Origin of the sequence: Pseudomonas sp. BP6, from assembly GCF_017875935.1 — a bacterium.
GTDB classification, from domain to species: domain Bacteria; phylum Pseudomonadota; class Gammaproteobacteria; order Pseudomonadales; family Pseudomonadaceae; genus Aquipseudomonas; species Aquipseudomonas putida_Y.
The window spans coordinates 2,733,057-2,753,221 of sequence record NZ_JAGINI010000001.1 but is presented as its reverse complement, the minus strand read 5'-3'; the positions used below and the strand labels follow the sequence as shown (position 1 = coordinate 2,753,221).

At 58.2% G+C, this 20,165-nt stretch carries 19 protein-coding genes and 2 pseudogenes; 15 read left to right on the top strand and 6 right to left on the bottom strand.

The window, feature by feature from the left end; translation table 11 throughout:
• Positions 1–2: 2 nt before the first annotated feature.
• Together J3A98_RS12625 and J3A98_RS12620 are read right to left on the bottom strand one after the other, a co-directional pair.
• Complete coding sequence (locus tag J3A98_RS12625) at positions 3–638, bottom strand: 4Fe-4S cluster-binding domain-containing protein (RefSeq protein ID WP_209969852.1); 636 nt, start codon at positions 636–638, stop codon at positions 3–5.
• Positions 639–640: 2 nt separating this feature from the next.
• Positions 641–2,473 (bottom strand): AAA family ATPase, encoded by a 1,833-nt coding sequence (locus tag J3A98_RS12620; protein ID WP_209966498.1) that lies wholly within the window; start codon positions 2,471–2,473, stop codon positions 641–643.
• A gap of 252 nt (positions 2,474–2,725) precedes the next feature.
• Between J3A98_RS12620 and arfB the strand changes: the two genes are divergently transcribed.
• The 3 genes and pseudogenes from arfB to J3A98_RS12605 form a co-directional block, all read left to right on the top strand.
• Positions 2,726–3,139, top strand: coding sequence for an alternative ribosome rescue aminoacyl-tRNA hydrolase ArfB (gene arfB, locus J3A98_RS12615; protein WP_021782324.1), 414 nt, complete (start codon positions 2,726–2,728; stop codon positions 3,137–3,139).
• Positions 3,140–3,554: 415 nt separating this feature from the next.
• Positions 3,555–3,983: pseudogene (locus tag J3A98_RS27190) on the top strand (outer membrane lipoprotein-sorting protein); the annotation flags it as partial.
• A gap of 1 nt (position 3,984) precedes the next feature.
• A pseudogene (locus tag J3A98_RS12605) lies at positions 3,985–4,434 on the top strand (transporter); the annotation flags it as partial.
• A gap of 69 nt (positions 4,435–4,503) precedes the next feature.
• Here J3A98_RS12605 and J3A98_RS12600 read toward each other — a convergent pair.
• Positions 4,504–4,887 (bottom strand): MerR family transcriptional regulator, encoded by a 384-nt coding sequence (locus tag J3A98_RS12600; RefSeq protein ID WP_209966496.1) that lies wholly within the window; start codon positions 4,885–4,887, stop codon positions 4,504–4,506.
• A gap of 165 nt (positions 4,888–5,052) precedes the next feature.
• On the bottom strand, positions 5,053–5,631 hold the full coding sequence (locus J3A98_RS12595; protein WP_209966493.1) for an NAD(P)H-dependent oxidoreductase: 579 nt from the start codon (positions 5,629–5,631) through the stop codon (positions 5,053–5,055).
• A 753-nt stretch (positions 5,632–6,384) separates the two neighbouring features.
• On the opposite strand from J3A98_RS12595, the gene J3A98_RS12590 reads away from it, so the two are divergent.
• From J3A98_RS12590 to dapB, 12 genes are all read left to right on the top strand, one after another.
• Positions 6,385–6,687, top strand: a complete 303-nt coding sequence (locus J3A98_RS12590; RefSeq protein WP_108078388.1) for an acyl carrier protein — start codon at positions 6,385–6,387, stop codon at positions 6,685–6,687.
• Entirely contained in the window at positions 6,680–7,381 is a 702-nt protein-coding gene (locus J3A98_RS12585) for an SDR family oxidoreductase (RefSeq protein WP_209966490.1), read from the top strand. Before J3A98_RS12590 ends, J3A98_RS12585 begins: the two co-directional genes overlap by 8 nt.
• Positions 7,378–8,736, top strand: coding sequence for a fatty acid--CoA ligase family protein (locus tag J3A98_RS12580; RefSeq protein WP_209966488.1), 1,359 nt, complete (start codon positions 7,378–7,380; stop codon positions 8,734–8,736). The genes J3A98_RS12585 and J3A98_RS12580 overlap by 4 nt, the downstream gene beginning before the upstream one ends.
• Entirely contained in the window at positions 8,733–8,978 is a 246-nt protein-coding gene (locus J3A98_RS12575; protein WP_129932937.1) for a phosphopantetheine-binding protein, read from the top strand. Before J3A98_RS12580 ends, J3A98_RS12575 begins: the two co-directional genes overlap by 4 nt.
• Positions 8,975–9,991: a ketoacyl-ACP synthase III gene (locus J3A98_RS12570; RefSeq protein WP_047602930.1), complete on the top strand. Its 1,017-nt coding sequence runs from the start codon at positions 8,975–8,977 to the stop codon at positions 9,989–9,991. Before J3A98_RS12575 ends, J3A98_RS12570 begins: the two co-directional genes overlap by 4 nt.
• Before the next feature lie 32 nt (positions 9,992–10,023).
• On the top strand, positions 10,024–12,066 hold the full coding sequence (locus J3A98_RS12565) for an acyltransferase family protein (RefSeq protein ID WP_209966486.1): 2,043 nt from the start codon (positions 10,024–10,026) through the stop codon (positions 12,064–12,066).
• Positions 12,067–12,135: 69 nt separating this feature from the next.
• Entirely contained in the window at positions 12,136–13,689 is a 1,554-nt protein-coding gene (locus J3A98_RS12560; RefSeq protein WP_209966484.1) for an FAD-dependent oxidoreductase, read from the top strand.
• Between the two features lie 33 nt (positions 13,690–13,722).
• Entirely contained in the window at positions 13,723–14,439 is a 717-nt protein-coding gene (locus J3A98_RS12555) for an autoinducer binding domain-containing protein (RefSeq protein WP_209966483.1), read from the top strand.
• Between the two features lie 100 nt (positions 14,440–14,539).
• On the top strand, positions 14,540–15,790 hold the full coding sequence (locus tag J3A98_RS12550) for an acyl-homoserine-lactone synthase (protein WP_209966481.1): 1,251 nt from the start codon (positions 14,540–14,542) through the stop codon (positions 15,788–15,790).
• A 112-nt stretch (positions 15,791–15,902) separates the two neighbouring features.
• Positions 15,903–16,916 (top strand): AfsA-related hotdog domain-containing protein, encoded by a 1,014-nt coding sequence (locus tag J3A98_RS12545; protein WP_209966479.1) that lies wholly within the window; start codon positions 15,903–15,905, stop codon positions 16,914–16,916.
• A 46-nt stretch (positions 16,917–16,962) separates the two neighbouring features.
• Complete coding sequence (locus J3A98_RS12540; RefSeq protein ID WP_052196214.1) at positions 16,963–17,241, top strand: YciI family protein; 279 nt, start codon at positions 16,963–16,965, stop codon at positions 17,239–17,241.
• A 144-nt stretch (positions 17,242–17,385) separates the two neighbouring features.
• Positions 17,386–18,144: a 4-hydroxy-tetrahydrodipicolinate reductase gene (dapB, locus tag J3A98_RS12535; RefSeq protein WP_348635628.1), complete on the top strand. Its 759-nt coding sequence runs from the start codon at positions 17,386–17,388 to the stop codon at positions 18,142–18,144.
• Positions 18,145–18,162: 18 nt separating this feature from the next.
• Here dapB and J3A98_RS12530 read toward each other — a convergent pair whose 3' ends face one another.
• Both J3A98_RS12530 and J3A98_RS12525 read right to left on the bottom strand, forming a co-directional pair.
• The gene (locus tag J3A98_RS12530; protein ID WP_245355118.1) at positions 18,163–18,843 is read right to left on the bottom strand and encodes a hypothetical protein; all 681 of its coding nucleotides are present in this window, start codon (positions 18,841–18,843) and stop codon (positions 18,163–18,165) included.
• Positions 18,844–18,912: 69 nt separating this feature from the next.
• Entirely contained in the window at positions 18,913–19,683 is a 771-nt protein-coding gene (locus J3A98_RS12525; RefSeq protein ID WP_245355120.1) for an NAD(P)H-dependent oxidoreductase, read from the bottom strand.
• Positions 19,684–20,165 lie beyond the last annotated feature (482 nt).

Sequence of the window (20,165 nt, the reverse complement as noted above, 5' to 3'; positions counted from 1 at the left end):
GGTCAGTGGCGGTGCACGCTGGTGCTAACCTGGTGGCCTTGCGCGTTCAAAAGGTCGCGCAGACGCAGTACGTCATCACGCCGAGGGATCCCTGCCATCCACACGCTACCGTTCTCGTCGAACATCAGGTCAAGGGCCTGGTCAGCGGGTTGCAGGGGACGCTGGTAGCTGGCAAGGCGTTCATGGCCGAGCGGGGTCAGCAGGTTCAGGCGCTGATTGTCGCTGCCACGCAAGGCCAGGGATTGTTCGCTGCGCTTGTCGAAGGGGTCGCTGATCAACGCATCGATCAGGCCTTCGGCTTGTTGCAGTTGGGGTTGCAGTTGCTCCAGCGAGTAGCCGCTGTACACCAGAATGTCCAGTGGGCTCGACTGGCGAAGCCCTTGGAGCATGGCGAGCAGGGCAGGGAACTGGTCGAAGGGTTCGCCGCCGGAGACGGTGATGCCCTCAGCCTCGGCCAGCCAGGGCATCAGTTGCTTCAGCAACTGTGCGATGCCCACGCGGCGCTTGCCTGGCCCCCAGGTGTCGACGGAAATACACCCTGCGCAGCGGATGCTGCAGCCCTGAAACCAGATGCCCAGGCGACGACCAGGGCCGAGGGTGGTGACCGGGAAGTGCACGCGGGACAGGCTCAGTTCCATGGTCAACGGCGTTCCAGGGTCAATTCGCCGACACCCAGACGGCTGATGGTGAAATGCTCGCCAGGTTGAGCGTCCTGGTCGAACAGGGCCCGCGCCAGCGGGTTGAGCAGATGCGCCTCGAGCTGGTTGCGGATGCCACGGCCGCCGTTGGACAGGTCGCGCAGACACAAAGCGTGCAATGCCTGGCGCGCCTCAGGGGCGATGGCCACGTGCAGTTTCTGCTGCTGCAGGTCCTTGAAGGTGCCATCGACCATTTGTTCGAAGATCTGCTGACCGACATCCTCACGAATGAAGTCGAACACGATGACGTTCTCGCCGATACGGTTGAGGATCTCCGGACGATTGAGCACCTGCTTGAAATGCCGGTCGATCTCGCAGTGGACTTTCTCCCGAACCTGCTCGTAAGGCTCGCCCGGCAGCACGTTGGCAACGCGCTCGCCATTCTCGCCCAGGCGGTAGATGCCCAGGTTGGAGGTGAACACGATCAGCGCCTCGGAAAAGTACACCCGGTCACCGCGACCGGAGGTCAGTACGCCGTCGTCAAGAATTTGCAGGAACTTGTCGAGGATGCGCGGGTGGGCTTTTTCGATTTCGTCGAACAGCACGACGCTGAAGGGTTTCTCGCGAATCGCATTGGTCAGTTCGCCACCGACGTCGTAGCCGACATAGCCGGGTGGTGCACCGATCAGGCGCTGGTCGGCATGTTCTGCACTGAATTCCGACATGTCGAAACGGATATACGCGCTTTCGTCGCCGAACAGCAGGCTGGTCATGGTTTTGGCCAGCTCGGTCTTGCCCACCCCGGTCGGCCCAGCCAGGAAGGCTACGCCACGCGGGCGATTGCCCTTGCGGCTGGCGCCGACGCCGGTCATTGCCCGCTTGACGATGTCGAGCATGTGGGTCACGGCGTGGTCCTGGCCTTTTACCCGTTGGTGCACCAGTTCTTCGCCCTGGCGAATGCGCTGGCGATCGATGCGCAGCCAGGGGTCTTCGGTGACACCCACTTTATACCGGCGCACGGCATCAGCGATCTGCACCATGCCCACACCTTCGACCCGTGCGAGTTGCGCGATGGCGCTGAGGTCGAGCAGCAGCAGGCCTTCGGTGTTCTGCACGAAGGCGTCCGCGGCCTGGGCGAGCGCTTCCAGACTCGCCTCCTGGCTACCGGCGAGCCCCTTGAGCAGCGCCGGGGCCAGGGCGCGGCGGGCCAGTTGGTCAGGTTTTGAGACGGGAATGTGGCGAATCCGGGGGTTGTCGACCAGCAGCCAGTCCGGCAGGTCGCCTTCTTTCTCCACTAGCCACAGCAGCGTATTGAAGAATGGCTTGCGCGTTTGTGGCTGGGGCCGGCTGCGCGCCTGGTGGGCATGCACCAAGGCCTGAGTGAACAGCTGATGCTCGGCCGCGCTCAAGGAATCGCTACGTACCGCCAGGCGCGAGGCGAAGTCGATGATCAGGGCGACAGGCGTATCGGTGCGGGCCAGCAGCCGCTGCATGGTGGCGGCCAGCAGGTCGATACCCGCAGGCGCGGCGCCGTTCACCGGGGTCAGGCCGAGTTCCTGGAGCAGGGCTTGGCCCGGTGCCGGGTCGTTGCCGGGCTTGCCAAGCACACGAAAACCAGCCACCGGGTCCCAAGCCAGCACATGGCTATAGCCGGTGTCGAGCAGGGCATTGCACAGGGTCTGGTTGAAGCTCTGGGCCGTGACCGTGCCAGGAACGACCTCACAAGCCTGGAGGTCGCGGATGTTGCCCGACAGGACGAATTGGCTTTTCAGTGGCAGGAAGCGGACGAGGTCACGCATCCAGCGCGGGGTTTGAAACGGTGTAGTCCCTGACATGATCAACTCGTCTAGGTTGTATCCTTGGCAGGGTATTGGTCCTTGCGCGTATTTTCCAGTATTGCCGTCTGAAAGTTCAGCGCGTTGGAGGGCAGCATTTCAAGAATGCCTCGATAGGTACCGAGGATGGCAACCAGACAAATGCATGAGGTCAGCAATGGTAGACTTCGGCGCTGATTCAAGGAACTGTGTGTGGTGCTATGGGATAGCGGCGCAGGCTGTAATAATGAGGGCAATTACAAGGGCCATGTCATGCTGACCATCACCAATAACGTGCATCTGCCGGATGCCGACATCGAACTGACATACATTCGCGCGCAAGGCGCGGGTGGGCAGAATGTCAACAAGGTGTCCAGCGCGGTGCACCTGCGCTTCGACATCCCGGCCTCGTCGCTGCCCGAGTTTTACAAGGAGCGGTTGTTAGGGTTGCGTGACAGTCGCATCACCGGTGACGGCGTGTTGATCATCAAGGCCCAGCAGTACCGCACCCAGGAGCAGAACCGCGCTGACGCACTGGCGCGTCTTGCCGAGTTGATCATCGCTGCCGGCAAGACCGAGAAAAAGCGCCGCCCCACCAAGCCGACCCTCGGCTCGAAGACCCGCCGGCTCGAAGGAAAAGCCAGACGCAGCACTATCAAGATGGGGCGGGGCAAGGTGGAGTTCTAGTGTGGTGTTTCACAAATAACGACCATAACTCGCGGCGCTTTTTGCACTCATGCGGCGTTGTCGCTCCTCGCCGTAGCTGGGCTACGACTCGTCGCGACGCCTTGCCTGAACGCAAAAATCGCTCGCGAGTTATTGGCCATATTTGCAAAACACCACACTAGGCGCTGTACGAAAAGTCTTGAGACGCAGGTCAGGCAAGGCGAAAACAGCCGAGGAACGGCTGGGGTCGCGCCCGACTGTACTGGAGTACATGAGCATTCCGAGGCTGTTTTCAACGCAGCATGAACAAGTATCAAGGCTTTTCGTACAGAGCTTGGGCTCTGCAGTACGGCTGCCTCAAGCGCAGGTACGGCTGGCTAAAAGAGAGTGTCAGATGAACAGCCCGCCCGACGACGCCTAAAGACTGTCAGGATCCCAAGGTAACAGCCGCATCCGCGAGTTCAGCTACCTGCAAAAGGATTACCCGGACAGCGACAAATTCACCCTGTACTTCTCCGCGCCGAGTGATGTGCGTGACGTCGCCTTTCACATCGAAAATCCGCGCGAGGTCCTGGGCCTCGAAGACAGCCAATGGATGTATTTGCCGGTCAGCCGACAGACCCGCAGGATTTCCACCACCGACAAACGCGGGGCGTTCATGGGTAGCGACTACTCCTATGCCGACCTCGACCAGATCGACAGCATTACCCACAGCGAAACCGAGGACTTCATCGCCGGTACTCGCTCTCGGCTGCGCTTCAACCAGTTGCAGTACAACGTCGCGCTGGACGACCGCCTGTTCACGCAGACCGCGATCAAGTGCGGGCTGATAGCCGGCGACTTGCCGGAATACGCCGTGTCTGCCCATCCTCGGCATGCTGACGTTGCTGACCACGTCGGTGACGGTGTACGGCAGCATGTACCTGTTGGACATCGAGTTGAGCATCGGTACCACACTGGTGACTTTCCTGGTGGTGGGCGTCGTGGATTACGTCGTACACCTGCTGTCACGGATCAGGATGCTGGTGCAGAAGGGCTTCGAGATCGACGAGGCTATCCTGGCGGCCATGCAGGGCGTCGGGCGCTCGACGGTGGTCAATGTCGTGATCTTCTCGATGGGCTTTGCCGCGCTACTGTTCTGCGCCTACAAACCCGTCATTGACCTGGGTGTATTGGTGATACTGGCGCTGTCATCCGGCGGCTTCATTAGCATTTTGCTGGTCACGCTGATTTCGCCGTGGTTCTTTGCCGCGATTGTGCCGCAGCCAGCAGTGCAAGAGGGTGAGCAGCCGGGGGGTGGGGCTGTGCCAGGCTAATTCGCCGTGGCGCCTGCGTGCTGAAAACGGCACCGTGCGCCATGGCCGTTCAGGGGCAGCGGAGCGGATTCAGCGGGCTTTTTTCAGGTGTTCGAACTGGCATTGCATCTGAGCATCTTTGAGGCTCAGCTCAAACTCAACCAAGCCGTCATGCACTTGCTGCAAGGCCTGGATCTGCCCCATCAATTCCTGCTTTTTGTTATCGATGGCCTGCATGGCCAGATCCCAGGGCAGCTCCTGGCCGCGATGATCCTGCAGAATGGCCTGCATTTCCTTGAGCTTGAAACCGAGTTGCTGAGCGCATTTGATGAAGGTCAGCAGCTCTACGCTTTGCTGGCTGTAGATGCGGTACTTGCCTTCGCGTTGCGGGGGGGGCAGCAGGCCGATTTCTTCGTAATGTCGAATGCTTTTGACGGTGGTGCCCGACAGCTGGGCCGCTTTGCCGATGTACATGAAAATCCCTTTTTTGACGCATCAGAAGCGAAAAGATGTCGCGTGCTCGTACAGGCGCGCGACATCTTTGCACGAGCATCAGGGTGTGGGAAGCCAAGTTGGACAAGGTGTCACAGCAGGGAGGCTCGGCTGGGCAGCGCAGAGGCACGGCCCGACCGGGGCCGATCAGCGGCTGGCGACTGCCTGGACTTGTTTGAGCCAGGCTTCGCGCTGTTGCGGCTTGGAGCCCAATACCGGACCGAAGGTCAGGGTTTTCAGGGGTTTTATGCCGCAGAACTCCAGGGTGGTCTTGCGCATTTGGTGCAGGCCCGGCATGCGATACACCCACCGGTAGTACCACGGTGGCGTGTCCATGGTCACCAAAAGGTGAGCCGTGCGGCCCTTGAGCAGCTTATCCGGGAAAGGCGAGCCCTTGCGGTACTTGAAGGCAAAACCGGGCAGAAACACGCGGTCGAAGAACCCCTTGAGCAACGCCGGAATGCCGCCCCACCAGATCGGGTACACCAATGTCAGGTGTTCGGCCCAGGTAATGTCGTTCTGTGCGTCGATCAAATCGGGCTCAAGCAACTGGATCTGGTTATAGCCATCGTGCAAGACCGGATCGAAATCCAGGGTGTCCAGGCGCAGCAGGCGCACCTCATGGCCTGCTTGCGTGGCGGCCTCGACATAACGTTCGGACACAGCGCCGCAAAAGCTGTTGTTCGAAGGGTGGCCGAGGATTACGAGCATGCGTTTGCGCTTCATGACAAACTCCAGGTAATGAAGTGCCAAGGGTAAAGTCTGCCCCTTACGGTAGAGTCAAGCCTTGCCGGTTAGTGGTAGAGACAAACAGTTCCGCAGCGCTCGGGTGTAGCCCGGCAAACGTTGAATGAGCGGGTGCAGAAACGCAATGTGCGTTGAGCCAGCACTCAAAGCGTCTATGAAGCCTTACCGGCGCGAGATGAGCCGGCCGCACAAGTTTCGTTGAGGGTGTGTTTTTAGAGGTCTCGTACCTCATACCGGTCGTGCAAACCGCTTTTATTGGTTCTTCACGGATTGCCGGGCAAGTCATTCAAGGCCAGATTTGAGACCAGAATGGGATAGACCCCAGTTCGGTTTTTCGATGGAGCGGGATCGTGGACGAGATGAGCATTTGGCTTCTGGCAGGTTCAGGAGGTCACCATGGCTCTTTCGGAAATAGCGATGGGCATACTCGAATCACCGGTCAGGACTACCCACCCGCCGACAGTGAAGGCCTGACTCTGCACGTCACTGCCCAAGGCGCAAAACTCTGGCATTTGCCAGGCGTTTGCGCACAACCCTCAACTTTGTCACCGCTCGATCTTGCCGCGTGAACAGTCTTTTCAAAGTTATAGCCGGCACCTGTCAAAACTCGCAGTGTGAATCTTCCCAGCTAGGAAAGTCAGTACCGCTTGGAGAGTATACCCAGGCCACGTGCAGCCAGCAGTCTTGATCTCTGGCTCAACGGACCTGGATATAACCAAGAGGGATTTGCGTGTGAAGGATAAAGTCGAGGGCATCATTTTTGCTGCGGTAGATGGGCTGAGCCATGTACTGGCGCAACCGGTCGACTGTACTGCAGGGTCTGAAACTGCGCTGTTCGGCGCAGAAGGGCAATTGGACTCCATGTCGTTGGTGTCACTGATCGTTTCGGTAGAGGAAGCGGTCGAAGAGGCGTTTGGAGTGGCGATCGTGCTTGCCAGCGAGAAAGCGATGTCAGCCCGGCGCAGCCCGTTTGCCAGCGTGGCATCACTGACTGAACATGTCGTGACTCTGATTGGAGAGCACGCTCATGCATGAAGCTCCAGTGACCTTGATCACGGGTACACGCAAAGGCATCGGCAAGTTTTTGGTCGAGCATTATGTCGCCCGCGGCCATCAGGTAGTTGGCTGCAGTCGAAGTGACATCGACTGGGAACTGCCTGGCTACAGGCACTTCGTCGCTGACGTCATTGACGAGGCGACGGCCAAAACGATCTTTTCGTATATACGTCGGGACTATGGACGGCTAGATAACCTGATCAACAATGCCGGTATCGCTAGTATGAACCACACGATGTTGACACCGCTGGCAACCGTGGAACAGATTCTCGATACCAACGTGGTCGGCAGCTTTCTATTTGCGCGTGAAGCGGCCAAGTTGATGTCTACCCGCAAATATGGTCGCATCGTCAATTTCACCACGGTGGCCACGCCACTAAAGCTGGAGGGTGAAGCGATCTATGCCGCGTCAAAGGCCGCCGTGAAGTCACTGACCGAAGTGATGGCCCGGGAGTTGGCTGCTTTTGGTATCACCGTCAATGCTGTTGGCCCGACACCGATCGAGACTGATTTGATTCGATCAGTTCCGCAGGACAAGATGCAGCGTCTGCTGGCGCGCCAGGCCATTGCCCGTTTCGGTGAAATGGCTGATGTGGCCAATGTGGTCGACTTCTTCGTCAGCGAGCACAGTGGGTTCGTCACGGGGCAGAACATTTACCTGGGTGGCGTATGAACGCACTCCAGACGCTGTTGAAGCGGTTTGCCGAGCATCCACATGCGCCAGCGGTAATCTATCATAACCGTCCAACCTGCTATGACCAGTTGCTTGAAAGCGTGCACCACGCCAAGTCAGTGTTGCTTGATCGGGTTGAACCGGGGAGTACGGTATCCCTGGTGACAGATTTTTGTCCCGATGCCATCGCCGTTCTCATTGCGCTTTGGCTCAACCGTTGTACAGTCGCCCTGATCACGCCCCGTCCCAGCGCGCAGCTGCAGGTCCTGCATGACATCTGCCAGGCGCAGTGGGTCGCTAACTTCGATGAGCGGGGGCAGTTGTGCGTGACGCCACAAACCCGCAGCATCGAACCGGCCTTGATCAGGCAGCTGCGCGATCAAGATACCCCAGGTGTGATCATTTTTACCTCGGGCTCCTCAGGTACGCCCAAGGCCAGCGTACACAAGGCACTGGCGTTGCTTGAGCGGCATCAACAGCGCAAGCGGCGGCTCACCAGTATTGCGTTTTTGTTGTTCGATCACATCGGTGGGCTTAATGCGCTTTTCTATACGCTGTTCAACGGTAGCTGCTTGGTTATCCCGGCGTCTCGCCAGCCTGCGCCGGTGGCAAAGGCCATCGAGCAGCATCGTGTACAGGCACTGACCACATCGCCAACCTTCCTCAACCTATTGCTGCTCAGTGGTGCTTTCGAAGATCACGATCTCGGTTCGCTGGAAGTCATCAATTACAGTGCCGAGCCGATGCCTGAGCAGGTCTTGCACCGATTGCACAAGCTTCTGCCGCATGCGCGCCTGTCGCAAAGCTATGGGTTGACCGAGACCGGTGTGGTACCGGCGCGCTCTGAATCATCCCGTTCAGGTTGGATGAAACTGGGCGATGAGGCATGCCAAGTACGGGTCGTCGACGGGCTGCTGGAAATTCGCAACAACAGCACGATGCTGGGCTATCTGAATGCTCCAAGTCCCTTTACCGAAGATGGCTTCTACCGTACTGGCGACGCGGTGGTGCAGCGGGGCGACTGGATGAAAGTGCTGGGCCGTGCCACAGAGATGATCAACGTGGGCGGTGAGAAGGTGTTCCCCAGTGAAATTGAGAACGTGCTCAAGGGCTTGCCCAGGATCTTGGATGTGATGGTCAGCCATGAGCGGCATGCCATTGCAGGCAGCCTGATCACGGCGACCTTTTCGCTTCCTGAAGATGAGTCTCTTGCCGACTTCAAGGCCCGGCTCTACGCATTTTGCAAAGATCGACTCCCGGCTTTCCAATTACCCCGCAAAGTGATCCTCACCCAGGACAGCTTGCATACCGCGCGTTTCAAGAAGAGTCGCAACCCACTCAAGGATATGAGATGAACGAACAAGCTTTCGCCAATGAGCTGGCCAAGCTGCTGGAGGTCACTGTCGATCAACTTCACGTCGACGCAGCGCTTGGACACTTCGATAACTGGGACTCACTGACGCAGATTTCCGTGTTGGCACTCGTGCGTGACCAGTATCAGCGCACGCTGAGCAATGATGTCTTCGACAAAATTGCCACGTACGGTGAGTTGCTGGCCTCCATCAATGAGGCTGGCAGTGAGGGTAAGCGAAAATGAAGGTGGGATTGGCGGGGGTGCGCATCGCAGCGTTGACCGCGGCTCTACCGGAGCAACGATTGGCGTTGACGGAACTGGCGGGTGAGTTCGGCGCCCAGGAAGTCAAACGCATCATCCATAGCACGGGTATCGAAACAGTCAGGATTGCAGGCAGCCTGACTACCGGCGCGCTTTGCGAGGCGGCAGCACGGCACTTGCTGGCGTGCAGCGGCAAGGCTGCAGCTGATATCGATGCCGTCGTGGTCGTGACGCAAACACCGGATGACCTCATGCCAGGCGTGGCTGTGCAGTTGCAGCAGCGCTTGGGGTTGAGTGAGCACTGTGTGGCGTTCGATATCAACTATGGCTGCTCGGGCTACATCTATGGTCTCTATCAGGCAGCCATGCTGATTCGTGCAGGGGGGTGTCGACAGGTCTTGCTCTGTACCGGTGATGTCACCAGTACATTACTTGACCCGGCGGATCGGCAAGTCAGGATGGTGTTCGGTGATGCGGCAAGTGCGACCTTACTGGAGGCGGGTGAGGGCGGGATCGACCTGCTGATACGTTCCCAAGGGGGCAGGGAGCATCTCTATACGCCTTGGCGCTCTCCACCGCCAGAAGGGGGCAGTCGACAAGCTGGTTACCTGCACATGAACGGCACGGCAATCATGAACTTTGCATTGAACGGTGTCCCGCCGGCAATTGAGGAGCTCTTGCTTCACTGCGGCCTGACGTTGGAAGACGTGCCCATACTGGCGCTGCATCAGGCCAACGGCTTCATGCTCAATTATCTGCGCAAGTTGCTGGGCGTCGAACGCGCCAAAGTGCCGATCAATATGCGCGAGGTAGGTAACACCGGCCCGTCGTCGATTCCGCTGTTGCTCGCATCCTTACCAGCGGCTGACTGGCCGCAGCGCGAGCACGTAGTGTTATGTGGCTTTGGCGTCGGCTTGTCGCTGGGCGCCGCTCGGGTCGACCTCAGCAGTACACACTTCTACGAACCGGTCGAGGTGCCTCAGGTCGCTGCCTGAGTCGCATCTGACAGCGGTATTTCACAGACCTTATGCCCCCGGAGAGGGGGCTGGGAATCAGGGTAATGAATGGATTTCAACGGCGCGCAGACATCGATGGGCTGCGCGCGCTGGCAATTCTCTCGGTCATGGCATTTCACTTCAACGCGGCCTGGTTGCCGGGCGGTTTTGCTGGAGTGGATGTGTTTTTCGTCATATCTGCCTATCTGATCACCCGCATCATCACATCGGCGATCAACGACGGCACCTTCACATTCACAGGTTTCTATGCCCGCCGCGTCAAGCGGATTTTTCCGGCGGCTTTTCTGGTATTTCTGGTCAGCGTACTGGCTGCCAGCCAACTGAACAGCATGTTGCTGCCTGCGGCGAAGTTCGTGCTCTTGTCGCTGTTCAACCATTTCACGAGTGATTATTTCACCCAGGATACTCAGCAGAATTTCTTCTTGCACTATTGGTCGCTGTCGATTGAGGAGCAGTTCTACTTCATTTGGCCAGCTTTGCTGGTGGCTGGCAGCTGGGTGGCCGGCCGCTGGCTAGCGCCGGCTCAGCGCAAGCGGGCGTTGATGGTCGGCTGCATGGTGATCGGCGTGCTGTGTTTTGCCCTGGGTGAATACTGGGTGCGTGACGCTGGGCAGCAAGCAGGCGTGTACTTTTTCTCGATCCCACGCTTCGGTGAAATGGCGTTGGGCGCATTCATCGCCTTGGCCCCGACATCTAAAGTCCAGGCGCGTTCACGCCTTGAGGTTTTGTCCTTGCTCGGCGGGCTGTTGCTGGGTTGCAGTTTCCTGTGGTTGGCAGAGCAGCCATACCCCGGCTTGCACGCACTGGCTCCGTGCTTAGGTACGCTGCTGCTGATCCGATATGGGCGAACCACCGACGGCGAGCTTTCGACGATTGCCCGGGTCTTGGCTTGGCGCCCGCTGGTGGGCATCGGTCTGATCTCATACTCATTGTACCTGTGGCATTGGCCTGTGCTGGCAATCGCACGCTTTATCGAGGGCGACAACGACTTGTCGATGGGCATGATGGCCTGCTTGCTGGTGCTGATCGTGGCGCTTTCAGTACTGACCTACTTGGGTGTAGAGCGCCCTTTGATTCGTTCCAGGCTTGGGTTCAAGGCCGCCTTCACGGGTTTTGCCGGGCTTTCCATGGGGTCTTTTGCACTGATCGTGGCTATGACCGGCCTGGAGGCATTGAACTTGCCCCCGATAATGGGTGAGCGGTATGCCAACCTGACGGTCAATGGCCAGAACATCCATATGACCGAAGGCTGGGTAGCGCCCTGCTGGGAAGTGAATGACCTGGATCCCAGCAAGGCCGCCGTGGATGAGCGCTGCCACATCGGCGCGCATTCCTCCGAGCAGGTCTTGATGGTAGGTGACTCCCACGGTGCGGCATTGGGCGGTTTCATCGACACCCTCGCGAAAGCGGAAGGCTTTTCCGTTACGGCATATGAAGTGGGTGGGTGCCAAGTGGCCGAGTGGGGTATGGCCAAGCGCGTACCGGCTATCGTGTTGACGGATGAACGCCGCGCCAAATGTGCAGCGATGCTTGATTTCATTGAGCAGAATCATGCCCGCTACAAAGCCATTTTCGTGGTTAACGCTTTCAACCTATTTGCCGGTGCATACGATGTACTTAAAAAGGTCGATGGCGTACCGGTGGACTTGAATGAGGAGCGCCTGCATAGGTTTGCGGCGAAGACACCGTTGTACTTCTTCCACGATGCGCCAGTGCTCGACCGCTCGATGCAACATTCGCCTCTGTTCAGTCGTCTCGGTCTGCGCTTGGGCGCTGCCCCTGTGGAGCATGGCGCGCAAGGCAACCTCCAGGTAAAGGCGATGGTGGCTCGGATAGCGAACGCTCACTGGGTCGACTTGGCTGCGGCTTACCAAGTGCTACAGGACAGCAGCTTCCTGCATGACGGTCTGCCTGCCTATGCCGACACCAATCACCTGAGTGGTCATGGTGCGCTGGCGCTGGCTGGGGTCTTCCAGGCTCAGGGCGGGTGTCTGCTGTGTACCTCGGGTAAGGCTGGCAAGGATGGGATGGCGTTGTCAGGGGCGTCGCGCTGAACCTACGGCAGGGCATGTCGTGGGCGACTAGATTTCCCGCCCATGGCTTAACGGGCAAAGGAGCTTCATATGAAAACTGAACAAGGCAAGCATCACGTGGTAGTGGTCGGCGCCGGGCCAGTCGGGTTACTGACCGCCTACTTGTTACGGCGTATGCAGGTCGATGTGACGCTGTTAGAACGGCGTCACTCGCGCTCCACACAGTCCAAGGCGTCCTCGATGAACGCTTACTCGCTGGCAATCATGGACATGGTCGGGTTGGCGGACGCCTTCATTGAACAGGGAATGCCGATTCACGACCTGTTGGTCTACTGGAACAATCGGCGCACGATGCATGTGAACTATCGCCACTTGCCATCGGTTCATGACTACATTCTCGGCATTTCCCAGCCCGAGACCGAAGCTGTGCTTGAGCATGCCTATCGAGACCTGGGGGGGAGCCTGCAACGAGGCAGCAGTGTGACTGCATTGACGCCCACCGAGCAGGGGGTCGAGGTGGAGCTGGACGATGGCCGTATTCTTAGCTCTGATTACGTCGTGGGGTGCGATGGTAGTCGAAGCACCGTCAGAACATTAATGGGCATCGAATTCGAAGGTAGCGATTTCGGTGTTGAGTTCTTCATGTTCGATGCGCAGGTCAGTTGGGCAGGGGAGGTTGGCAAGGTTCATTACTACGTCCGTGAGGACAGTTTTTTCCTGATCATCCCCCAGGCCGGCGGTACCCACCGGGTCATCATCAAGGCCAGCGACGGCAAGGTTGCCCAGGTGCAGGGCGATCCTCTGGCGTTCTACCAGGAACTCACCGACCGCTACGGTCGTTGTGGGGTCAAGCTGGAGCGCATCATCTGGGAGTCCAATTCTCGCTTCTACAACCGGCTGGCGCGTCGCTACTCGCAAGGCCGGGTGTTCCTGTGCGGAGACGCCTGCCACCTGTTCAGTCCGGTAGGAGGCTTGGGCATGAACACGGGGTTTCAGGATGCTTTCAACCTCGCCTGGAAATTGGCAGGCGTACTGAACGGTAACCTGTACCCGTCGGTGTTGGAGAGCTATACGCATGAGCGCCAGCCGGTGGCGGCTCAGATGATTGCGACCACCGACGCCAACACCCGTTTGATCCTGCGCCAGGATTGCGATCCGGCTGGCGCATTGCGCCGGTGGCTGCCGACAATGGACAACCGCCATCACATCGCTGTTGGCTTCCCAATGACATTTTCGGGCCTGGGCCAACGGTACGGGGAGCAGGCCCTTGTCGCCGGCGGTGGGCGGTGGGTGGGCCGCTTGTTGCCCTCTGTCCAGATGCACACCGACGTGGGTGTGCAGAGCAGCCATGCACTGATGCGAGCAGGGCGATTCGTGTTGCTGGTTCGCGGGGCGTGCCCTACCCAGTTGAGTCAGCAACTGCAGGCCAGTGGGCAGGTTGATGTCGTGTCTGTCATTGAGGTGTCGGCTGGACGTAACCAAGCCATGGCGCTGCGTAAAGGGGAAGCCTTACTGGTCAGACCTGATGGCGTGGTTGCACTCCAAGCGATGGTTGATGACCCGAACGTGTTCTTGGCGTACCTGAGCAACGTCTTGCCTGCATTGGCACTTTACAGGCCTGCGGAGGAGTCCCTACAGGTCTGACGCATGATCAGATGCATGGAATGAGGGGAAATCTTGACTGACATCGAACGATTTAGAGCATTGACTGTAACAGCAACTCTGGACGAATGGTTCGACACCTTGAGAGGGCTCGCAGGCAACATGGGGTATGGTCAGATTCTGCTGGGCCTGAAGTCCAGGTCGCAGGTGGATCACCGAAGCGCTTTCATCAGAAGCAATTATCCCCAGGCCTGGCGGCAGCGCTATGACGAGGAGCAGTTCGCCTTGGTGGACCCGGTAGTATCGCATTGCCTGCGCTCGCCATTGCCGTTTTCGTGGAGCGGTTACAGCTGCCATTCCGCGTCGGCCCAAACATTCTTCGAAGAAGCCGCCGCCTATGGCCTGCAGCACGGTGTAGCTTTGCCCCTGCACGGAGGAATGGGGCACAGTGGCATGCTCAGCCTAGTGTGGCAGGGTGGTTGCGCCAAGGCGTACCAGCGACATCTGGATAACACACTGGGCCGCGCTACCCTGCTACGTGATTTTGCCTTGGAAAGCGCAATCTCTCTGCTGTCGCACAGTCAATGGTCGCATGACCCTCTAACCAAGCGGGAGCTCGAGGTGCTGCTTTGGAGCGCGGCAGGCAAGACCACGTGGGAAATATCCATGATCCTCTCCTGCTCGTCCTCGACCATCGAGTTCCACTTCAAGAACATCCGTCGCAAGTTCAACGTCAGCTCTCGCCAGCTAGCTGTCGTCAAGGCCCTGCAGACCAAATTGATCAACCCATAAGCACAAACACGATTGTGTCACCTCTCAAATCTGAGAGGTGACACAATCGCGTTTGTAACGATAAATTTCAACGCGATATTTGATGCAATGGAATGTGGCAATGCTCATCTCGATAAAGCAACGCAGTGAAATGGACAGCGCGCACCTGAAGGCAATGCATGCCTTGCGCGCGAGGGTTTTCAAGGACCGAAAGCAATGGGATGTGAGCATTATCGATGACATGGAAATCGATGGTTACGATGCGTTGAACCCGTACTACATGGTGGTCCGCGATCCGACCGATCCGCAGGTGCCGATCGGTTGCTGGCGCCTGATGCCGACCACAGGCCCTAACATGCTTGCCCACAGTTTTCCGCAATTGCTGCATGGTCAACCTGCACCGTGTTGCACTGACGTTTGGGAGCTGAGCCGGTTCGCCATCGATAGCCCGGCGCGATCAGCAGGCCGCTTTTCCCAAGGTACGACCCATGCTATCCGAGCAGTCGTGGCTTTTGGCCTCGCACGCAACCTCAGCCGTTATGTGACCGTGACGACCACGGGTGTCGAGCGTTTGCTGCGGCGTCTTGGCGTCGACCTGTCGCGTTTGGGGCCAGCTCAGCAGATCGGTGTCGAAAAGGCTGTGGCCCTGAAAATTGAGCTCAATGAAATCACCTGTCAGGCGCTCACCGGACGCATGTTCATGGAAGACATCATCAAAATGGCGGGCGATGCAGAGGTGTTCTCGGTCTGTCAGCGTTGGGTAACACAACTGGGATTCGACTTTTTTGCGTGCGGCACCCGCAACCCTTTGCCCATTTTCAATCCGTCCATCGGTATTTTCAGCAATTATCCGATTGAGTGGCAAATGGCCTATCAGAACAATGACTATGTGGGCATCGACCCCGTGGTACGCCGCTGCACCAATGCTGTTTCACCGCAGATCTGGAATTGCAGCGAGTTCGCTGAGCGTCCGTTCGCCGAGCAGGCTCAGGCGCATGGCATCCGGTATGGGGTGTCGCTGTGTATCAGGGACGGTCGGGGTTACCAAAGCCTGGTCACGTTTGCACGCCAGGAGGAGCCGTGCAGGGCCATGGAGCTGCTGGAGCTGCAAGGTATGCTGGCGATGTTCGGCCAGTTGACCCACGCCCAGTTGGTGCGCCAGAGCCAATGCCCGGATGTGGCGTCATTGACATCCCGGGAGCTTGAAGTATTGAAATGGAGCGCCGAAGGCAAGACCTCTGCCGAAATCGCCCAGATCATGGATATCAAGGTGCGGACGGTTAATTTTCATGTCGACAACTGCGTCTTGAAGTTGTCCGCGTCCAACAAACTGCATGCTGTGGTTAAGGCTGCGAGGGTTGGCATTCTGTGAAAGTTCGCAGGTTGTCTGTGAGGCCACGCTTGATAACCTGAGTCGACCCAAGGGTGGCAGGCCTGCACAGGGGCTGGCCTGGCTCAGGGATATCAGCAAAAGGACCGATGCAATGGAACAGGCGTCAATTCAGCCAAGATGGCTGCATAAGGATAACGGCGAAGATGTCTTGATCCGCCACTACAGGCCGGCATGGTCGTTGTACCAGCCGGCAACCACCGCTGATGAGGCGCACCTGCCGTATCGGCAGGAGGCGGATGGCCGCAGGCGCTTCTCCCTCCCAACGACTTCGCTGGATGAGTACCTGGCCAATGGCAGCCTGCCGCAGCCCATTGCTCGTGACGATGCCTGGCAAGCCCGGCGGGGCGTTCCCTATCAACTGGCCGCGCCGTTGCTGGAGGCCTCGGAGATGCCAGCAACCAGCCCAAGGCACTCCTCCAGCAGTTACGAGCTTATCAATTACGCTGATCACTACTACTTCTATCGAAAATCCCACGAGCATGTACCCGGAGTCATGCTGATAGAGGCGCAGCGCCAGGCGGTTTATCACCACCTTTATCACACGACCGCGCACGTACGTGGGGAAGTGACCGTCAGCTGGAATCAAGTCAATGCGAGCTTTTTCTCTCATGCCGAGCTGATGTATCCCATCGAGCTGGTGGTCGACGACCTGCAGGCAGAGCCGTCACCAAAGCCGCGCAAGATCCACTACCGAGTGGCGTTCTATCAGCGTGGCTATCTGCTGGGCACCATTGATACAGTGGCGAGCGTGATCGAGTTAGGACGTTTCGAACGCTTGCGCAAGGTATTTGCCTTAAGTAATGATCGCTTCCGCCCGCTTGCGGGAGTGCGCCATGAATGTTGGCTGACACTGGACGAGGGCAGTCAAGAGACAACGCAACTGGCGTTCCTCGAACGCGGCCACTGCGTCACGGCGCTGGCTCTAGCCGATCCCAAACGGGTGACAGGCATCAGCATTGCCAATGCCGAGGGTTTGCGCTTCGAGGCCCATGTTCGTTCGTTCGTTGCACTGGACGACCAGGTCCGCTGGTATTTTGAAGCGTTGTCCGAGGATCAGGAAACAGCCATGGGCAAGCTGATCAAACGTGGGTATGTGGCTGCCTGAACGGGTCATATTTCTTGCTGTTGAACATCCAAAAAGGGAATTACAGATGCTCATAATCGAAACGCGTTATATCGTTGATCCTGCACTAGCCGAACCCCACAAGCAGTCACATGTCGAGTGGGTCCGCAAGTATATCGCTGAGGGCTTATTCATCCTGGCCGGCCCCAAGCTGGAAGCTGGCGGTGGCGTCATCGTTGCCCATGCCGTGAATGACGAGCGCTTGCAGGCCATCTTGAAAGAGGACTCCTATGTCAGCGAAGGTATCGTCGAATACAAGGTGAGCGCATTCAACCCTCTGTTCAAAGGTGCTCCGTTCCAGGCTTGATACGTTTGCAGTCGTGGAGCGAGTTATCGCGGTTGCCGTAAGCATGACGGCGGCCGCTTTTTTAAAGGAGACGTTTTGATACCTATGGATAGACCAATAAGACTGGTGGTATTGGGCGCGTCGGGGCGCATGGGTCAGAGACTGGTGCGAAGCTTGGTTCATGCCCAGGGTGCGTGCCTGCATGCTGCGGTGGTACGGCCTGGTTCCAGCTTGGTTGGCAAGGACTGCGCTGAAGTGGTGGGGAGTGGCCCGACTGGGGTGCATTTCACTGACGATATGTTGCGATCGCTCGACGGGGCTGATGGCGTGCTTGATTTCACCCAACCCGAAGTCACGTTGCAATGCTTGGAGTACACCTCGGCCCGAGGGTTGGTTCACATTATTGGTACGACTGGTTTCAACCCCGAGCAGGAAGCGGCGATTGCTGGCAGCCAAGGGGCGCGCATTGTCAAGTCTGGCAACATGAGCGTAGGGGTGCAGTTGCTCAGTGTCCTCGCTGAAATTGCCGGTCGAGTGCTACCTGCGGAGGATTGGGATGCTGAGGTGCTGGAAATGCATCACCGTCATAAGGTAGATGCACCGTCCGGCACGGCGTTGATGATGGGGGAAGCAGTCGCCAAGGGCCGGCAGGTGGACCTAGGCAGCCAGGCGGTGCGCGTGCGGGATGGGCTGACCGGCCCGCGTGAAGTGGGCACCATTGGTTTCGCCACCCTTCGGGGTGGCTCAGTGGTGGGGGATCACTCACTCATCCTTGCGGGCGAAGGAGAAGTATTTGCCCTCAGCCACCAGGCACTAGATCGGCAGGTATTCACCCGAGGGGCGCTGCGGGCGGCACGCTGGGCTTGGCATCAGCCTGCCGGGGTATATTCCATGCAGGCGGTGCTTGGCTTGGCAGTGAGTTGAGCGTGTGTGCGATGCGGGCTAGTGGTGCTCTAGTCGCATGGATTGGTCCAGCGCTTGCAAGAGTGTCTGGTCGATCTCGTCCAGATCCTTGCAGATGAACCGCACACCCGATGCCTGCATCTGCTGTTTCTGGTACAGGGTTGCGGGTTTGCCGATAAAGCCACAACCGAGCGTTTTGCTCACTTGGGCGACCCGGTTCAGGTCATCGATGAACACCAGCTCGCCGGCACCGGTAGCTGTTTGACGGTGGATTTCAGCCATGCCCGGGCGTGCGTGGCCCATGTCGATGTAAGGCAGGTCGGCATCGAAGTACTCACTTACCGGCGCCAGGTAGCGGTCGAAGATCGCTGCCTTGGGGCTTCCCCCATATGCGGTGATACGAGCGCCTGTTTCTTTGAGCCGGGCGAGCAAGGCAACGGCTCCCGGTGCCAGCTGTACAGGGTGGCGTGCGGCGTACTGAGCTTGTTCTGCGAGGAAGGCATCTATGGTTTCCATGGCTGTCCAGGGCAGGTTGCAGGCCAGCGCCATGATGTGCCCCCCGGCCATATGCGGCGAGCCTAGTATCTGGCGTTCTAGATCGGCCGTGTAGTGGCCGCCATGGCGTTCGACGAAGGTACGAATTGGAGTGCTATAGACATCGCTCAGCAATACACCATTGGTGTCTATCGCGAAATGGCGAATTTTTTCGAGCTTGTTCATTCTGGATTCCATCTCAAATGGGCGCATAGCCGACGAGAAGCAGCGCGGGCTGCTTCTCAAAGCGGGAAATTAGGTGTTTTGCGTCGTGGCTTGGCGAAGGCGGAACGTGCTGGGGTCATAGTCGTGGAGGCTGGCGAAAGGCAGCGCTTCGGCTGTGAACAAATGGTCCAGGCGATCACGGTAGGCTTGTAGGTAGTCCGCACGAACCTCGGCGGAGACACTTGCAGGTTGCCAGCAGATGAAGGGTTCGAGCACATCGAAGCCGGTCAGACGCAGTACACCGTGCTGAATGGGAAACAGCAGCGTATTGATGTTGCCGTTGATGCCGTCATGGCCGTACATCGAGGCGCCGCCCCCGGTGGTAAGCGAAACCATGGCTTTCTTGCCGGCGAACTTGCCGTTGTCATACCAGGCCCCGGCGCCATAGACCGCACCGTAAGCCAGCACTCGATCTACCCAGCCCTTCAGAATCGCAGGCATCGAAAACCACCAAAGTGGGAACTGCAGAATCAGCGCGTCGCAAGCAAAGAGCTTGTCGATCTCTGCTTGAATGTCCGGGGCAAAGCCTGAGTTTTCGGTAGCGTGCGCCTCCTCGACCTGTTGCTTGAAATAGTCAGGGTCGGCACAGGTTGTGAAGTTGCCACGCCCGGACAGTGCCTGCCAGTTCATCGCGTAGAGGTCTGAAACCGTGACTTCATGACCTTGCTGAGTGAGGTGGCTGCAGGCTTGGGCTGTGAGTGAAGCGTTGAAGCTCTTGGCTTCAGGATGGGCATGGACGATGTGTACTTTCATGTGTGTTCCCGGGAGTCGTTCGCTGATGGAAGTAAACGAACGGTGCATACTCAGCCCATCTCATGCAGGGCAGATTCACGCCGTTCGCCCGCAAACTCTGGCCAAACGGGGGCATTTCGGCTAGCTGCGAACTATCTCAGGTAGGGGGGCGCTCAGCGGTGCGTCAGTGGGTTTCTGCGCCGGATCGTGCACACCGATCATCACTCCATGGCGCTTTGCGGATTGTGGTGGATGTGTTGTGTTCAAGGGGGCTCGTTCAAATCCTTACATGGTCAATCTTGGTTTTCTGCTGATCAAGCATAGGCGGGGAGGACGCTAAATAGCGTCGCAGGATGAGTTACACCACCTCTCGGGACACTATCCTCTAAAGACTGTCAGGATCCCCAAAGAACATTTGGACATTCATATAAATCAAATGGTTATGAATGGGAAATTAGATTTGTACCCGCAGATGTACCCCTTTCAACTGCAGCTACGAGTGGATTCCAGTGGAGGCAACGAGGAGGGATCGGTTTCAAATGTGCAATCCC

Coding starts and splice junctions, on each gene's coding strand:
- J3A98_RS12625 (WP_209969852.1), bottom strand. CDS start 638: ATGGAACTGAGCCTGTCCCGCGTGCACTTCCCGGTCACCACCCTCGGC.
- J3A98_RS12620 (WP_209966498.1), bottom strand. CDS start 2,473: ATGTCAGGGACTACACCGTTTCAAACCCCGCGCTGGATGCGTGACCTC.
- arfB (WP_021782324.1), top strand. CDS start 2,726: ATGCTGACCATCACCAATAACGTGCATCTGCCGGATGCCGACATCGAA.
- J3A98_RS12600 (WP_209966496.1), bottom strand. CDS start 4,887: ATGTACATCGGCAAAGCGGCCCAGCTGTCGGGCACCACCGTCAAAAGC.
- J3A98_RS12595 (WP_209966493.1), bottom strand. CDS start 5,631: ATGAAGCGCAAACGCATGCTCGTAATCCTCGGCCACCCTTCGAACAAC.
- J3A98_RS12585 (WP_209966490.1), top strand. CDS start 6,680: ATGCATGAAGCTCCAGTGACCTTGATCACGGGTACACGCAAAGGCATC.
- J3A98_RS12580 (WP_209966488.1), top strand. CDS start 7,378: ATGAACGCACTCCAGACGCTGTTGAAGCGGTTTGCCGAGCATCCACAT.
- J3A98_RS12575 (WP_129932937.1), top strand. CDS start 8,733: ATGAACGAACAAGCTTTCGCCAATGAGCTGGCCAAGCTGCTGGAGGTC.
- J3A98_RS12570 (WP_047602930.1), top strand. CDS start 8,975: ATGAAGGTGGGATTGGCGGGGGTGCGCATCGCAGCGTTGACCGCGGCT.
- J3A98_RS12565 (WP_209966486.1), top strand. CDS start 10,024: ATGCCCCCGGAGAGGGGGCTGGGAATCAGGGTAATGAATGGATTTCAA.
- J3A98_RS12560 (WP_209966484.1), top strand. CDS start 12,136: ATGAAAACTGAACAAGGCAAGCATCACGTGGTAGTGGTCGGCGCCGGG.
- J3A98_RS12550 (WP_209966481.1), top strand. CDS start 14,540: ATGCTCATCTCGATAAAGCAACGCAGTGAAATGGACAGCGCGCACCTG.
- J3A98_RS12545 (WP_209966479.1), top strand. CDS start 15,903: ATGGAACAGGCGTCAATTCAGCCAAGATGGCTGCATAAGGATAACGGC.
- J3A98_RS12540 (WP_052196214.1), top strand. CDS start 16,963: ATGCTCATAATCGAAACGCGTTATATCGTTGATCCTGCACTAGCCGAA.
- J3A98_RS12530 (WP_245355118.1), bottom strand. CDS start 18,843: ATGAACAAGCTCGAAAAAATTCGCCATTTCGCGATAGACACCAATGGT.
- J3A98_RS12525 (WP_245355120.1), bottom strand. CDS start 19,683: ATGCACCGTTCGTTTACTTCCATCAGCGAACGACTCCCGGGAACACAC.